General features: G+C 37.9%; 11 protein-coding genes. 4 read left to right on the forward strand and 7 right to left on the reverse strand.

What is annotated here, in order from left to right; genetic code table 11:
* Positions 1-13: 13 nt before the first annotated feature.
* The 4 genes from B1R93_RS11330 to B1R93_RS11345 all read right to left on the reverse strand — a co-directional run bounded on the left by B1R93_RS11330 (position 14) and on the right by B1R93_RS11345 (position 6,786).
* Positions 14-2,926: an extracellular solute-binding protein gene (locus B1R93_RS11330; protein WP_245308295.1), complete on the reverse strand. Its 2,913-nt coding sequence runs from the start codon at positions 2,924-2,926 to the stop codon at positions 14-16.
* 611 nt (positions 2,927-3,537) lie between these two features.
* On the reverse strand, positions 3,538-4,020 hold the full coding sequence (rraA, locus tag B1R93_RS11335) for a ribonuclease E activity regulator RraA (RefSeq protein WP_088104073.1): 483 nt from the start codon (positions 4,018-4,020) through the stop codon (positions 3,538-3,540).
* Between the two features lie 97 nt (positions 4,021-4,117).
* Complete coding sequence (gene abnB / locus B1R93_RS11340) at positions 4,118-5,614, reverse strand: arabinan endo-1,5-alpha-L-arabinosidase AbnB (protein WP_088104074.1); 1,497 nt, start codon at positions 5,612-5,614, stop codon at positions 4,118-4,120.
* 242 nt (positions 5,615-5,856) lie between these two features.
* Complete coding sequence (locus B1R93_RS11345; protein ID WP_088104075.1) at positions 5,857-6,786, reverse strand: ArsR/SmtB family transcription factor; 930 nt, start codon at positions 6,784-6,786, stop codon at positions 5,857-5,859.
* 401 nt (positions 6,787-7,187) lie between these two features.
* Here B1R93_RS11345 and B1R93_RS11350 point away from each other — a divergent pair, with 401 nt between their 5' ends.
* Positions 7,188-7,790 (forward strand): S-layer homology domain-containing protein, encoded by a 603-nt coding sequence (locus B1R93_RS11350; protein ID WP_088104076.1) that lies wholly within the window; start codon positions 7,188-7,190, stop codon positions 7,788-7,790.
* Between the two features lie 218 nt (positions 7,791-8,008).
* Here the strand turns inward: B1R93_RS11350 and B1R93_RS11355 are convergent, their stop codons facing one another.
* Entirely contained in the window at positions 8,009-9,358 is a 1,350-nt protein-coding gene (locus tag B1R93_RS11355) for an MATE family efflux transporter (RefSeq protein ID WP_088104660.1), read from the reverse strand.
* Positions 9,359-9,575: 217 nt separating this feature from the next.
* Positions 9,576-10,139: a GNAT family N-acetyltransferase gene (locus B1R93_RS11360; RefSeq protein WP_245308266.1), complete on the reverse strand. Its 564-nt coding sequence runs from the start codon at positions 10,137-10,139 to the stop codon at positions 9,576-9,578.
* Positions 10,140-10,720: 581 nt separating this feature from the next.
* Here B1R93_RS11360 and B1R93_RS11365 point away from each other — a divergent pair.
* The 3 genes from B1R93_RS11365 (at position 10,721) to B1R93_RS11375 (ending at position 14,251) form a co-directional block, all read left to right on the forward strand.
* Positions 10,721-12,310, forward strand: coding sequence for a type 2 periplasmic-binding domain-containing protein (locus B1R93_RS11365; protein ID WP_088104077.1), 1,590 nt, complete (start codon positions 10,721-10,723; stop codon positions 12,308-12,310).
* A gap of 86 nt (positions 12,311-12,396) precedes the next feature.
* On the forward strand, positions 12,397-13,359 hold the full coding sequence (locus B1R93_RS11370; RefSeq protein WP_088104078.1) for an ABC transporter permease: 963 nt from the start codon (positions 12,397-12,399) through the stop codon (positions 13,357-13,359).
* A 13-nt stretch (positions 13,360-13,372) separates the two neighbouring features.
* Complete coding sequence (locus B1R93_RS11375; RefSeq protein WP_088104079.1) at positions 13,373-14,251, forward strand: carbohydrate ABC transporter permease; 879 nt, start codon at positions 13,373-13,375, stop codon at positions 14,249-14,251.
* A 327-nt stretch (positions 14,252-14,578) separates the two neighbouring features.
* On the opposite strand, the gene B1R93_RS11380 is transcribed toward B1R93_RS11375, so the two are convergent.
* Positions 14,579-15,637, reverse strand: a complete 1,059-nt coding sequence (locus tag B1R93_RS11380; RefSeq protein ID WP_088104080.1) for a LacI family DNA-binding transcriptional regulator — start codon at positions 15,635-15,637, stop codon at positions 14,579-14,581.
* Positions 15,638-15,646: the final 9 nt, after the last annotated feature.

A 15,646-nucleotide genomic window follows, 5' to 3' on the forward strand; every position in this document is an offset into this window, starting at 1 on the left:
AAATTGCCCCCTGTTACTCAATATTTAACTCTGGATTCGGATAGTGTTGAATCACTTCTCCATTTTCCATATACCTGAATTCCTCCAGCTTTCGGAACGTTTCTCGGTTAATACGTTTACTAGCTAAATCAATCGCTGTCCTTAGATTTTCTCCATCTAAAATAATCGAATTATAAGCGTTACTAATTTCCCGTTCTAGCATATAACTACCTGGAACACGCGGTACCTCTGTTAACCATTCTGTTTGTGCCAAAATGACTTTTTTATGATTTGTCTTCCAAGGCAACCCTTCGTATGCTTGGATATTTGCAGTGTTCCAAATATATTCCTCTCCATAAGTCGTTTGAAGAGTATTCCCAAACGTAATTTGAGCTTCCTTACTTGACCACCATTTCAAGAACTCCCATGCTTGCTCGGTCTTATCAGAATCTTTGAAAATGATGTTACTCTCTGCTCCTCCGGCAGACCATCTCTGAACTTCCCCTTCTCCATTTTCAATTCCCGGCATTAAGGCGATATCCCAAGAGTTTGCAATCTCAGGTGCTGCGTTCAAGATAAGGTTATACATGAAATAATCAGAGATTCCGATTGGCAACGAGCCATCTCTAAATTGCTGATAGAAACTCGGCACATCATACGGAGCATTGTAAATCGTAAACAGCTCTGTCAATTGTCTCATCCCTTCGATTGAAGGGTTTTCATTTAAGTTCGTTCTGCCAATCGTTTCCCCATAAAACTGTCCACCATTTTGATAAATAATTGGCATAGTTCCTTGGAAGAGCTTAAGACCGGGCATACCGGCTGTCGGATAAAAGAAATTCATGCCTTTTCTTTGCAATTCAGGCAGGTAGGTTCTTAGTTGGTCAACCGTTTCTGGAACTGGTAGACTTAAAGAATCCAAAATGTCTTTCCGATAAAATAACACCCAGAAATTCATCGTATCTGGCAAGGCATAAATCCCGTTCTCTACTGTCGCGGGAACATGTAGTCCTGCAGGAAATCTTGTTTTCACTTCCTCGAAATCCTCAAACTCAGTTAAATCCTGTAATGCTCCTCTTATTGCAATCTCAAAAGGAAGTGCATAATTCACACCTACTGCAACATCCGGGGCTTCATCGGCAGCATTCGCCAAAATCAATTTATTTTGATCAGGCATAATCGATAAGTCAACCTTGATACCCGTTTCAGGTGTAAATTGTTCATCAATCATCTGTTGAATGATTTCAATATATTGTCTAGGACGGTTTATCCACACTTGAACATGATCTGGATTTTTATTATCGACGGAATAATCTTGTTCACCGAAGGACCGGACTAAACGCTCTACTTTAGAATATTGTTTATAGAAAAAGCTTTTCTTACTAGGGATATCATCCGAATTTTGATAGAAATAAAATTCATCTAGTGCGACCCCATTATCATTTATATCTTGTAGTAAATTTCCTAAATAAGCTGTGATAGAGTTCGTTCCTGTTGATAATTCATTTTTTCTTACGATTAATTTATCCACATCACGAGCCAAGCTTCTTAGTTGCTTTTCAGCAATATCCAATGATGAAAACGCACCAATTCCATCCACCGTTGGATTAAATGTTTGCATATTTCCGTATAGTTCTCCCATCTCATCTGCCCATGCAAGTAACTGCTCGGTAACACCTGGAACAAACTCTTCAACATCAATATCTCGATTTCGGTCTACAATAGGCCCCGCCAAGTTGTTTAATTCAAGAGATAATAATTGAATTTCACTGATTAAGCGTTCTACCGCTTCTATCGTAGGTTTAATGTGGTCTAGACTAATCGCAAAGCTTATTGAATGCTTGCCCGCGTCTAAATAAATTGGAATGTTCTCTCCTGTTTCCGGATTCTGAATCGTCGTATTCGTAAAATCCGATACATAATCGAACGGATAATGCTTAAATTGTTTAAACGGGATCTCGTCATCTATTAATATATTCATAAAAACTGGGAAGTCGTCTTTAGCTTTTTGTCTATAATTCATTCCTAAATAATAATATCCATCTTCTTCAATCTCGAATTCATATGTGACCATGTGCCCAGGGTTTTTAAATGAATTATCGTCTAAATAATTCAGGACTCGCTTACTAGAGCTATATGGAGTCAAATCAACATTAAAGGAGGCACCAGCTCGAATGGATGAATCATTTCGGTAGGCAATATCTTCTCCCTGAACAAGCACAAATCTATTTCCTGAAACTTCTGAATTTTTATAGTCTTCTAAACTTTCAGGAGAGGAAATCAATAAGGATTGAATGACGATATTTCCTTCAATCACCTTAAGAGCTATCTCATTTTCACCTTTATCTAACTGAAGTAAGAATGGCTCACTTGAACGGTAGCTAGAATCTCCAATGAATTTATCTTGCCACTCAATCACTTTCATTGGCTGGGGAACGATTTCGTTTCCATACTTATCTTTCGGAATAATTTCTGGTGATCTCCATTTACTTTCAAAAACAAGATTTCTCAACTCATAAAAAGGGAATTGGCCATTTAGTTTCATTTCCATCTGTGTAGGTAGTACATTTTCATTATCACTTAAGTAGGTGACCCCTATATAATACAAAGCACTCTCGGGAGCATTGATTCGTAGTATCGCTTCCTCATTTTGCTCGATTCTAACAACACTTGTTCCATCATACTGATCTAAAAATGATGAATCCGTAACGAGGTCCCCTACGTTTTCTAAAACAATGTCATTCCCTGCGTACTGATTCATCTTTGCTTCCGTTATATACGTACTGTACTTTTCTGTTAAACTAGATGAAGGCTGTTCAGATGTACCTGAATCTTTTGCTGCTGTATCTTGATTTTTTAAATCTTCAGCACTTACATTTGAAATCAGGATTTGTGAATTTATCAAGATAGTAGCCAATATTATTAAAAACATTTTTCTTACCTTCATACGAATCAAAACAATCCCCCCAACCATTCACTCATTATGGCTCTTTCATTTTTAAAATAGTATTGTTTAATAATACAAGACTAAGTACGGAATCTTACCATTCTACCCAATTATCTAATCCAAAGCTCTTTACTTCAAAAACCATTATAAAGCGCTTACATTTAAGGTAAAAAAGAACGTTTGATTAAAGATTTAGATTCCAAAAACCTAAACATTAATAAATAGGTTTATTTATTAGTTATTATATTTATTAATGTTTGAAGTGTCAATAGAAATAATCACACCTCTATACATTTTTTTCCTCACTCTAATTTCCATGATATAGTCAAGTATTTCATTCGTAATGCTAGCTTTCATATCAGAATTCAACCGTTAATCAGTTTCGTTTTGCTATTTACCATACGTTTTAAAATCAGCTATCCCGATTACTAGATTTGTATATATATTAATATTTAAACTAATCATTTGTTTATATTATTTTAATGGCTACTATTTTATTTAACACTATATTTTATTAAAATAACACCCCCCATTTTAAGGATAAAAAAAATGCGCTTTTAAAGGGGAATATCACCTTTAAAAGCGCTCATTTAATTATAAAAACACGGTTATTATATTAGTTTATCTTTTGAAACTAATATACCATCTCGATCAATATAAGTATAATGATTCGGTACCCAGTCAACTCCAGCAAAATGAACTGGAATATCTTGCTCTCCTTTTCCTTCGTTCACACTTAAAATTGGATTCGTTCCAATAGCTAGGATTCCGATATCCATTTCATTAATTAGGGCTATATCACGAATACATCCATAGATTATAATTCCTGATACACCTCTCATGACGGCTGCCTCTACTAATTCCTTTCCAACTAAAGCAGAACGACGAGACCCCGAACCATGTACAACGACGACACTACCCTTTTCAGCAGTTTCAATCAGCTTTTTCACAAGGCCAATATCTTCATATACTTTAACCGTAACAATTGGACCTGAAAAGACCTTATGTTTTCCGTAGTACTCTAATAAAGAACCTTCAGCTACAACAATAGTTGATCCGTATTTATCACATAATGCAGAAGTAGTGAAACTCAAGCAAAGCCCCTCCTAATATCATTCATCCTATTTAAAAGAACGTTCATTATCCTTACACGAAGCCTATTCGCTCCATACCAATGATCAAAACACTACCTTAGTTAATCTTGCTTCCCCAAACTGCAACTCCATCTGTTGATAGCGTTGTAAATGTCAACACATATCGTTTTGAGCTTTCATCCCATTGGCGAACAAAGACACCATCATAGGTTACATCATCGATGACTAATTCCACCCTGTTTTCATCAATAAGCTTCCACTCGCCCACTGCTTCACCTGTAATCGTACGATCCTGTTCTAGTTGAATAACCGTTGATTCTTTTATGTCTGCTGAAATGTCTTTGCCATGATTAATGAATTTATAATCTCCAATGATATCTTGTTCCGAAATTTCTTCTAGAACCTCGCCCGCATAACGATACGGGGCCACCACCGGCCATCCTTCTTCGTTCATAAACATTTGATGAACTCGAATTTCATGCGTTTCTCCTCTTCCAGGGAAACGTGTATGGAAAATTAGGAATTGCTGTCCAGTCTCTTCATCGTAATAAGCTGAATTATGTCCTGGAGAAACATATCCTACCTCTCTACCTGTACCTTCTTCCTCTGCCTCACGCTTAAAGAGGAAATTCCCCATTAACTTCACACCATAAGGCTCAATTGAACGGTCATCAAATAGAGGTTTATTAGGATCAGCCTTTACGTTGATCATGTCATTCCCTTCCGAATCATAGTATGGTCCATCAGGGTTTTCTGAACGAACAACACGCATATTATAGCCACCTACCTTATCAAGACCACCATAAGACAGATGCATATAATAATAGTCAGTTTCTGGACTATAAATAACAAACGGCCCCTCAATTCTACTATGGTTACCACCTAATAGCTTCTTACCATAGCCTTGGTCCGGAAGCGGGAAACCTGTATCTTTATCCATTTCAAGGATGAAAATACCACCAGAATAAGAGCCATACATCATCCAAAGCTTTCCGTCCTTATCAAAAAACGTATGCGGATCCACTACATTTGGATGAATCGTAGCATCGTAAATTTTCCCATCTTCACTCGCTTCTCCCCACATTCCTGATTTCAAAAAGATCCCTAAGTCTTTATAAGGACCTTCAATATGGTCAGAAACAGCAACGCCAAGCGCCGAACGAGGTGAATCTCCACGGCAGGCATTATAATACATATAAAATTTACCATCCTCAAGCTGAACAACATCAGCTGCCCAAAGAGTATCACTTTCAGCCCATTCGAATGTTTCCTTCAATTCCTCAAGAGGATCTTCAATAAGCGGATTCGTTTTATTTACACCCGAAGCGACTTGATCCCACTGCATTAGATCAGCCGTTTTTGCTGCCGCTAAATGTGAACCAAAGACATAAAAGGTATCGTCTACTTTTATAACAGACGGATCATGAACGGATGCATCTCTAAACACTGGCTCTTCCCCTCGCGTTTCTACTTTCGATTCTTCAGAAACAATTTCTGTTTTTGTCAAGTAAACGATTGCAATAATAACTATGATAAAACTAATGACTAGTACCCATCGTTTACGCGTTAACGTTTTAACCAAAACTTTACTCATCCCCTTTTAAATAAACATATATATTAACTAGGTTAATAGAAAGTTAATTATATTGCAAATGTATGTTTGTTGAAATTAATAGAGAAACAACAGCAGCCATTAAATGCTTTCTACGAATTCAGACTCTAAAAACAATATCCAAAACATAAAATCCCCTTTTTCGTAACATAAAGTTTAACGAAAAAAGGGGGTTATTCCAAGGGCACTGAAAAAGGGTGGGTTTCCCTTTTTCAGTGCCTATGTCATGAAGAACGATTTTCTGGTGGCTCTTTCGAATAATATAGTCGGAAAACGATGTCATTATTGTAGTTACCAAAACCAGATCCAAAGATCGTAACACCGCCGACGTTCTTAGCATCTGCATCAACCGCTATTCGAAATACCCATTGCTTGTTCGCAATTTGAATATCATCAATCGTCACATCCGAAATTTTGTTTCCATCAATATAGGTACCATCCAATGTAACCCGTAAAAACTTCATAATCCCATACTGATTAATAACCCTAGGCCACCAATCAGGAGTATACTTACCAGGTGAATCTCCAAAGTCACCCGGACTCGTCCATGTGCCCAATGTTACATTGTTTAAAGTAAACGTAATATCCGAAGGCCAATTATCGTTCGTAAATGGCGCTTCCGAGGACAATTCAATCGAAATCTCAAGCTCCTCCGGAATCTCCGTAGCTAATAAAAAATTCGCTACCTTATACTCTATATACCCTTGACCAAACCAAAGGATTTTCGCATTTACCCGCTGAGGATCCAAAAAATACCGTGGTTCATCAAATTCACCTATAAACTTTTCAACTGTAGCTAAGCCACAGGTAGGTGTAACGAAGAAGTCCGTATAATGACCAACAGATACCTCTGTTTGATGAAATTCCTTCACTAACACTTGCTGAGATGGGAACGTAATTTCCAATTTGTCTCGACATAAGATACATAGCTTTTGAACACCAGCTCGACCTGGAATCATTTCAGTACGGATAATTCCTGCATTTTCGAGTTTCTTAATATGCTTAGTCATAATTGCACTACTTAACCCTGTTGCTTCAGCCAATTCTTTGATATTCATAGATTTAACCGCTAACAACTGAATAATGGTCAATCGTACCTTACTAGCAAGCGCCTCATATACAGGAAGGGAATCCTTGGAAATATCTAGTTGCATATACCACCTCCGTCAAGTATGTCATTAACCTTTATGTAAATGATATTACAATGTTATTAACTTTTTAACAAGTCTAAGTAATAAAAAATTATTCTTATATGCAAAACATTTATTAGACAGGACTTTTCTCTGATTTTTTAAAAATAGTAATTTATGATGAAGGAATTAACAACTAGACACTTCAGTTTTTGTCGAAAAATAACAAACCTTTTTACCTATCATTACAAATGAAATAGTGATACCGATTTTTTTAATAGGTCTAAATAACTTAGTGATTTAAGTTTTCGTTAATCGAGACCTCATAACACGTACGAAAATGGGATTTGCTACTTATGTGATAGGATTTTAGAATTGCTATAATTAATTGAAGTTATGAAAATATTGAAAATGGAGGATAAAACATGAAAGTCATTTATCTATTTTTAGCAATCATTCTTATACTACCCGTTTTTAGCAGTTCAGTTCACGCGAGAGAAAAGTACTCTGATATCAACAGCTCACATTGGGCATTTGCCGAAATTAATTATTTAAGTGCAAAAGGTATTATTAACGGACATAGCGACGGTTCATTTAAACCAAATAAATCAATTAATCGCATTGACGCAGCAAAAATGATTGCTCTTGCATTAGATTTAACTATAAAAAACAGACCAAACCCTAATTTTTCCGATATGAAGCCTGGTGATTATGGCTATGAATACGCCGCGACTCTTTCTGATGAGGGTATTATGACAGGAAGACGAGGAGAATTCAAACCACACGAGCCGTTAACTCGTGCTGAGATGGCGAAGATTATTACGATTGCTTTTAAACTTACCTTCTACCATGATGCTAAGTTTAAAGATGTACCTAATGACTACTGGGCTTTTGATTATATTAATATTCTAGCCGCAAACGATATAACCCTCGGCAAAGAGCGAAACATCTTCGCTCCTAATGATTTTACAACACGTGCAGAATTTTCTGTATTTATGGCTCGAGCTCTTGATGATAATTTCAAATAGAAAACATTAGTATCTTTCTCTAGACGAGCTAGCTTTCAGATGTCCCAGAAGCTCAAAACTTTTTGGGAGAAACGACTGAAAAAGTTAAAAATTAACCTTTTCAGCCTCTCGATTAAATAGCAATAACTCCGCACATTGCTTCGAGGGCATTGAAAAAAGGAAGCACCCTTTTTCAGTGCCCTCTTTCGGGACATTTAAAACAAAGACTTCCCCTTTTATTAACCTGCTTTCCGCCGTTGAACAATACGCAGTCGCACGAGAAAGCCTATTGCCGCACAAGTCAAACCGAGAGTTATCCCAACCCACAAACCAAACGGACCTAAGCTAGTAAACATCGCTAACCATATACCCACGGGTATTCCAATAATCCAATATGACGTAAAGGCCGTAATAAACGGAATCTTCACATCCTTATAGCCCCTTAACACTCCCTGCAACCCAGATTGGGCCGCGTCGGATAGTTGATATACAATCGCAATAAGAAAGAACTGCTTGGCCATCTCGACAACAGCTCGATCCTCTGTAAAAAGGTAAGCGACTCTCTCTCTAAAGAAATAAAGAAACACAGCCGCAACAGCTAATATCATCATCCCTCCCACAACACCTAGCCGTCCGTATTGTTTCGCATCACGTAGCTTCCCGCCACCAACTGAGAAACCGACGACAATCGTTAATGCCATGGAAATGCTTAACGGAATCATAAAAATGAGTGACGTAAAACTAAGTGCAATTTGATGGGCGGCAACCGTTACGGTTGTAAACATCGTCCCAATTAATAAAGTGACGACAGCAAAGATACTAGATTCGAAAAAAATCGAGAGTCCAATCGGTATACCAATCGCCAATTGCTCCTTCCATTCTCGCCAAGAAGGCCTCACCCATTTTACAAAAATTCGATAACGTCGAATAATCGTAATTCGAAACGTCATCCAAATACTCAAAAATAAGATAATCCAATACGTAAGCGCCGTTGCATAGCCTGCTCCAATTCCACCAAGAGCCGGAAAGCCAAACTTCCCGAAAATTAAACAGTAATTCAATATCACATTAAAAGGTACTGCCAAAATCGTAATCACCATCGTAATTCGTGTAAACCCTTGCCCATCGAAGAAATTCCTTAGGACATTAGCTAAAAATAAAGGAATTAGTCCAATTGATAAGCCCATTAAATAATGATAAGAAATATGATAAACACTTGCCTCTAGCTTCATTAAGTCTAATATCGGCTCAAGAAATACAAATCCACCAATAGCCACAACAATAGCAAGGAGGATCGATAAATAAATAGCTTGAGTGACAGAACTTGAAATTTTCTCGCGCTCATTCGCTCCGATTAACTGAGCGACAATCGGCGTAACCGCTAATAGAACTCCATTAATCCCTGTAAAAACCGGCATCCATAAACTAGAACCGATCGCAACACCTGCTAAATCATTCGTCCCTACCCGCCCCGACATCATCGTATCCACTAAATTCATCGCATATAAACTAATTTGAGTAATCATAATCGGCCATAAAATTGAGAGAAACAAGCGAACTTTTCCCCTCAACGTTTCTGCATAATACATATCGACACCCTCACTTATCTTTTCACAAAACAAAATGCCAGCCAATTCTATCAGGTATCCCCTTCACTTTCAATCGGCACAAGAATCCGCCTAAAAAAAGAGGATATCCCAAAAGCTCAAGGTGTGCATAAAGGCTGTGCCAAAAGATTTTAAAAAAACAACCTATCGGCACAGCCCCCCATTTTTCTTAAACTAACTACAAAACAGTTTACTCTTCCTAAAACTGAGTTTTTAACAACTCATAGTAGGATAATTCATTCCCACCATAATGTTTATCAATTAAATAGTTAAATCCAAGCCTCTCTATTACTTTTTTTGAATGCACGTTACTAACTTTCACCCTTGCCGTTAACTTGTTAACCTGGAGATTCTTAAAAGCATAGTAAATAGTGGCCATTGCTGCCTCTACTGCAAACCCATTACCCCAATATTCAGGTGATAATGCATAAAGAATTTCAACATCACCGTCTGGATCATCAACATACCGTAATCCACAATGACCCAGATATTCTTTGGTAGAATGATGAATGATTGCCCACACCCCAAAGTCATATCGAGTCCAATGTTGTAGAAATACATTTACATAGTCCGTTGTTTCGGTTAGTGACATCCCTTTACCTATCGCTAACCACATCCCTACTTCCTCATGCTTCACGACATTAAATACGTTCTGCACATCCATCAGCGTTAACTTTCTGAGTCTAAGTCGCCTCGTTATAATTTCTGCTTGATTATTCGTATTTATCTCTCCTAATCTTAATCTCAGCTCTTCTCTTCTCACCTTAACACACCTCTTTTTATTCCTTCATAAAAGCGTTGTTAACATCCTTATCAATTCGATTATGTTCTACATTCTTCATTACTCCCTACCATAACCTTTCGCAAAACGAAAGTACACCCTGAAACCCCGAAAGGAAAATACTGTATTTTATTATAAGTGAATCCAAAAACTTAGTGAAGGATAAAATTCCCAAAAAAAAGACTTGCTATATCCGGTACTCATATATAAAATAAAGTTATATTTGTTAGATAAAAAGAATATAGTTCACCAATAACAAAAACAGAAATAAAACTTTAATTAGTTTTTATTTCATAATAATTTGTAAGCGCTTAACCTACAATATTAATACTTTATATTCATAATAACCCTTTTTTATTTTCCTAGGACGACTTTTTTTGCGATTTGTTTTGTTAGTTTAGTTATTATTAAATCATAATAGATTTTTCGACAAAAAGTATGGATTGGTAATCAATAGTCGAATCGGTCCTTATTCCTTTTTTAGATGATTTTACTTTAACTACGAAACTAACGAACATCGTAAAGTCGAAATAAAGAAGATATTCACTAAGGAGGAGAAGTAATTGAAAAAAAGCGTGAGGTCATTACTTGTTACTGTTTTAACTGCATCATCGATTCTAGCCGCTTGTTCAAATGAAACAAGTAAAGAAACAGAAGACAAAACAAGCGACGAAACCGGTCCATTTGAAGTAAGTTTAGCACTTATGGGAGGACCCAAAACTCCTGATGCTTGGACAGAAACCGCACTTGAAGAGGATTTAAGTGCACACCTTGGTAGAGAAGTTAATGTCGAAAACGTGTTTTTACCTGGTTGGGAAGATGCAAAAACAAAAATTAACCTTCTGATGAGCGATAAAAAGTCAATGCCTGATGTTATGTGGCATTGGGATATGAATAAGGAATTCAATACTTGGGTTCAAGCTGGAGCTGTCCACGATTTAGTTCCGCATTTACAAGAAAACGGGAAAAATATTCTTAATTACTATTCGAAAGAAACACTATTCTTCCATTGGGATCCTAGCGGTAAAATATTCCGTATCCCTGGAGATGTTTCAGAGCCAGGGACGATGACGACGATTCTTCGAAAGGACTGGTTAGAAAACTTAAACCTAGAAGTGCCAACTACAGTCGAAGAATATATCGAAGTCCTTCGCGCCTTCACGAAAGAGGATCCAGACGGAAACGGCAAAGATGACACGTACGGCCTTTCAGGAGAAAACCTTTATCGGGCATTCGCACCATTCTTCTTAGCCTACGGAGTAGATCCGGATCAGTTCATGATTCAAGAAGACGGAACTGTAAAGTATGGCTCTACGATGCCGGAAGTTCGAGAAGTGCTAGAAATATTAGCAGGACTTTACGAAGAAGGAATTATTGACCCACGCATGCTTTCTCCAATCGAGCAAGCAAAGGTGGACGAAATTATGGCGAGTGGAAAAATCGGTTCTATTTATCGTTGGGTAGCCTTCTTTAACCCAGATTTCAATCACCACATGTCATTTAAAGCACTTAACCCAGATGGTGAATATATACCGATCGAACCAATTAAAGGACCTGACGGATTCGCTTCCGATCTTCCGGCAGATGAAATCGGTTGGAGCTATTTATCTGTGACTGCTGCCGCAGAGGAACCAGGCGAAGTCGTAAAAGTACTCGACCGAATTGCTTCTCCTGATACGTATAAGTTAATTACGTACGGTAAGGAAGGTGAGCATTATGAGATTGTTGAGGGCCAATACAAAAGCTTAATAGACCCTGACGAAATGAACAAATTAGGATTAGGAAATTACAACTGGTATGTTCAACGTAAGGATGAAGCAAATATCCAAAACACCCCTGAAGTCATTGAATTATTTAATAAACGAGCCGAAACAGCTATGCCTATTAGAGAAAAAACCGTATTTTTCAAATCATTATCACGTCCAGCTTGGTCTGAATACGGGACAGATGTGAATACGTTGCGGGACGAAACATTCTGGGGAATCATATCCGGAAATCTACCTATTACAGCGTTTGACGAGTTCGTCGAAAAATATCCCTCACTCGGTGGAACTGAAATCGATAAAGAAGCAAACGAACTATATACAAAACAAGCAACAGAATACGCTGAATTCGAAAAATGGTATTCCGAGAATATCGAGCCTTACAAATAAGATTGTTTAAGGAGGTGTCCCTAAAGGGTAGATTTTTACCTTTTTGGGGCACCTCTGAAGCAATGTAGAGGATTGGAGTGCAAAGGATGCAAACACAAAAACCGCTAAACGTTAACACGGATACTAGCTTATCCCCATTAGGAAAAAAGCCGATATTAAAGGATCTATTACGTGATAAATATTTATATTTGCTACTTCTCCCTGGTTTACTTTATCTCATTATTTTCAAATACGTCCCTATGTACGGCATCGTTATCGCTTTTAAAGATTACAACATCATTATGGGTATAAAGGAAAGTCCGTGGGTTGGGTTCGAGCAATTCCAAAGATTGTTTAGAACACCTGACTTTATGCAAATCTTTATGAACACATTGATTATTAGTAGCTTAAAATTATTATTCGGATTCCCTGCCCCTATCATTCTAGCTTTACTATTGAACGAGCTAAGACATATGGCATTCAAGAAATTTACGCAATCGGTTGTCTATTTGCCGCACTTTATATCTTGGGTCATCTTCTCTGGGATTATCATTATTTTCCTTAATCCTGTTGATGGATTGTTCAATTTTATCATTCAAGCCTTCGGTGGTCAGCCGATTAGTTTCTTAACAAGCCCAGAGCATTTCCGCGAGATTCTTGTTATCTCAGATATTTATAAAGAGATGGGCTGGGGAACAATTATCTATCTAGCTGCCATGACAGGAGTTAACCCTGATTTATATGAAGCCGCAAGAATGGACGGCGCCAATAAGTTTAAACAAATGTGGCATGTTACTTTGCCGTCGATACGACCAGTTATCCTAATCATGTTGATTTTAAGCCTAGGAAATATTCTGGAAGCTGGATTCCTACAAATTTACCTTCTATATAGCCCTCTCGTATACGATGTAGCTGACGTTATTGACACGTATGTATACCGTCGAGGCATTCAAGAAGCAAATTATAGCCTAGCGACAGCAGCCGGACTATTTAAATCACTCATTGCCCTTGTGCTCATTGTAACTGCTAATAAAATCGTTAAAAAATGCGGACAAGATGGATTATGGTAGGAGGGGAAATTTAATGGTAGGTATATCTCGAGGAGAGAAAATCTTTTTATATTGCAACTATTTCTTTATGTGTTTGCTCATTATTATCATGCTCTTCCCGTTCTGGTATTTAGTGATGGGTTCACTAAGTGATGCAAAATTAGCAGCTGGAGGAGGACTATTTTTACTTCCTGCCGGCTTTTCACTTGATGCTTACAAAGCCATTTTACAAAACGGATCTTTCTTAAGCAGCTTTAAGACAACAGTGATTGTAACGGTTGCCGGAACATTATTCGGAACCTTTTTCACAGCAACAACAGCTTATGCAATTTCAAAAAAGCGACTTCGCGGCGCTGGCTTTGTCTCCTTTTTAATTCTTTTTACGATGCTGTTTAACGGTGGATTAATTCCAAACTACCTATTAATTAAAGAGCTTGGTATGATGAATACACTATGGGCCCTCATCCTACCTAACATGATTAATGCATTTAATATCTTTGTGATGAGGAGCTTTTTTAAAGGCATTCCTGAAGAATTAGAGGAAGCCGCTAAAATTGATGGGGCCAATGATTTATTTATTTTCTTTAGAATTATATTACCACTTTCAAAGCCAGTACTCGCAACAATCGGATTATTTATCGCCGTCTTTTACTGGAATGACTTCTTCTCTACAATCTTATATATCACTGACAAAGATAAATGGCAGCTACAAGCCGTTTTACGTGACATGATTAGCAACACTGCGCAAATGATGAAAGCAACTGGAACAGGCATGGGAGCTCAACAAAGTATATCAGAATTCACCGTTAGAATGGCTTCGATTGTTGTTGCGACACTTCCCATTCTAGTCGTCTATCCATTCTTACAAAAGTATTTTGCAAAAGGGGCAATGATTGGCTCAATAAAAGGATAACCTAAAAAAGCGGCCTGTCTTATAAGCTTAAAGCGTGCATGAAGGCTGTGCCAAAGATTAAAAAACAACCTTTTGACACGAGGCGGCTGAAAAGGGTGGGTTTTCCTTTTTCAGTGCCCTTTATGTAATGTGCGGAGCCGTTGCCCGATTTTTAAAGCCTTGCTACGAGTGGCTTTCTCATAGCAGGGCGCGCAACGTGCGAAGCCATTACTTCTTCTTTGAGTTACAAGAAGTAGTAGTGGCCTCGCTATGAATGAGTTTCTCATAGCAAGGCTCGCAACGTGTGGAGCATTTGACACAGTCTCTTTTTCGTACTTCCTAGAACACTTAGCTACGTAACCGAATAGTTGATTCACGTAACATAATCGCCCCTGCCAACAATAGCTTTTCAAAAGGGGCATCATGTTGTTGAATCCGCCTAATTAACATCTCAACAGCCCTTATCCCAAGGTCCTGCTTCGCTACATCGACCGTTGTTAACGTCGGAGACATTGTGTAAGTAAATTCCATATTATCAAATCCAGCAATTGAGACATCACCAGGAACCCTATAGCCCGCATCCTCCAACGCCCTTGTAACGCTTTTTGCAATATCATCATTTGCACATACAAATGCAGTTGGTAGCGACTTTCGGTTAACCTTACTTAGCCAAAGATCCATTTGCTCTACCACATGCTCTGCTTCAACACCGACTAACACATCCTCCTTATTAAACGGTAGATTGTTACTCTCTAACGCACTCCTAAACCCTAAAAACCGATCGTAAAAACTACGTGAATATTGCACATCTCCGACAAATTGAATATTCGTGTGACCAAGCCCTATTAAATGATTCGTCAAATTCATACTACAATCGAAATTGTTATTAAAAATCGTATCACAAGGCAGTAAAGGGTCTTCATGATCAATCATCACTAAAGGGATCCCCATTCGATTCACTTCTAGCAAAAGAGCTGTTGAGACAACCCCAACACTAACAACCCCAATAAAACCTTTAGGGTTTAGAGCATGCGATAAATTCTCGACATTGTTTTCAGTGACAACAACCATGCCATATTTTAAGTTATCTAACGCAGAAGAAAGACCATCAAGAATTTTCCCCCAATAACGTGACTCTCTATTCTGAAACCGAATATTAGGCATAAGCACTAAGACGCTCTGCTTTTTATCCGTTCCGCGGTCGAAGCGCTTTTCACCTTGATCCAACTTAATTTGGTTTACTTTTTTGTTCTTTTGAGCAAAGTAGCCTAATTTTGAAGCTGCCTCAAATACCTTCTCACGTGTTGTCGCATTTACACCTTCTTTTCCAGATAGAGCTTTTGATACTACGAATTTTGACACACCTAAATAATCGGCAATCTGTTGCATCGTTACCTTTTTAGCCATCGATAATCA

The organism is Halalkalibacter urbisdiaboli, from assembly GCF_002156385.1.
GTDB classification, from domain to species: domain Bacteria; phylum Bacillota; class Bacilli; order Bacillales; family Bacillaceae_D; genus Halalkalibacter_A; species Halalkalibacter_A urbisdiaboli.

Excerpts from the sequence above, each read along its gene's own strand:
- B1R93_RS11330 (WP_245308295.1), bottom strand. The coding sequence starts at position 2,926 with ATGAAGGTAAGAAAAATGTTTTTAATAATATTGGCTACTATCTTGATA.
- abnB (WP_088104074.1), bottom strand. The coding sequence starts at position 5,614 with ATGAGTAAAGTTTTGGTTAAAACGTTAACGCGTAAACGATGGGTACTA.
- B1R93_RS11345 (WP_088104075.1), bottom strand. The coding sequence starts at position 6,786 with ATGCAACTAGATATTTCCAAGGATTCCCTTCCTGTATATGAGGCGCTT.
- B1R93_RS11350 (WP_088104076.1), top strand. The coding sequence starts at position 7,188 with ATGAAAGTCATTTATCTATTTTTAGCAATCATTCTTATACTACCCGTT.
- B1R93_RS11355 (WP_088104660.1), bottom strand. The coding sequence starts at position 9,358 with ATGTATTATGCAGAAACGTTGAGGGGAAAAGTTCGCTTGTTTCTCTCA.
- B1R93_RS11370 (WP_088104078.1), top strand. The coding sequence starts at position 12,397 with ATGCAAACACAAAAACCGCTAAACGTTAACACGGATACTAGCTTATCC.
- B1R93_RS11375 (WP_088104079.1), top strand. The coding sequence starts at position 13,373 with ATGGTAGGTATATCTCGAGGAGAGAAAATCTTTTTATATTGCAACTAT.
- B1R93_RS11380 (WP_088104080.1), bottom strand. The coding sequence starts at position 15,637 with ATGGCTAAAAAGGTAACGATGCAACAGATTGCCGATTATTTAGGTGTG.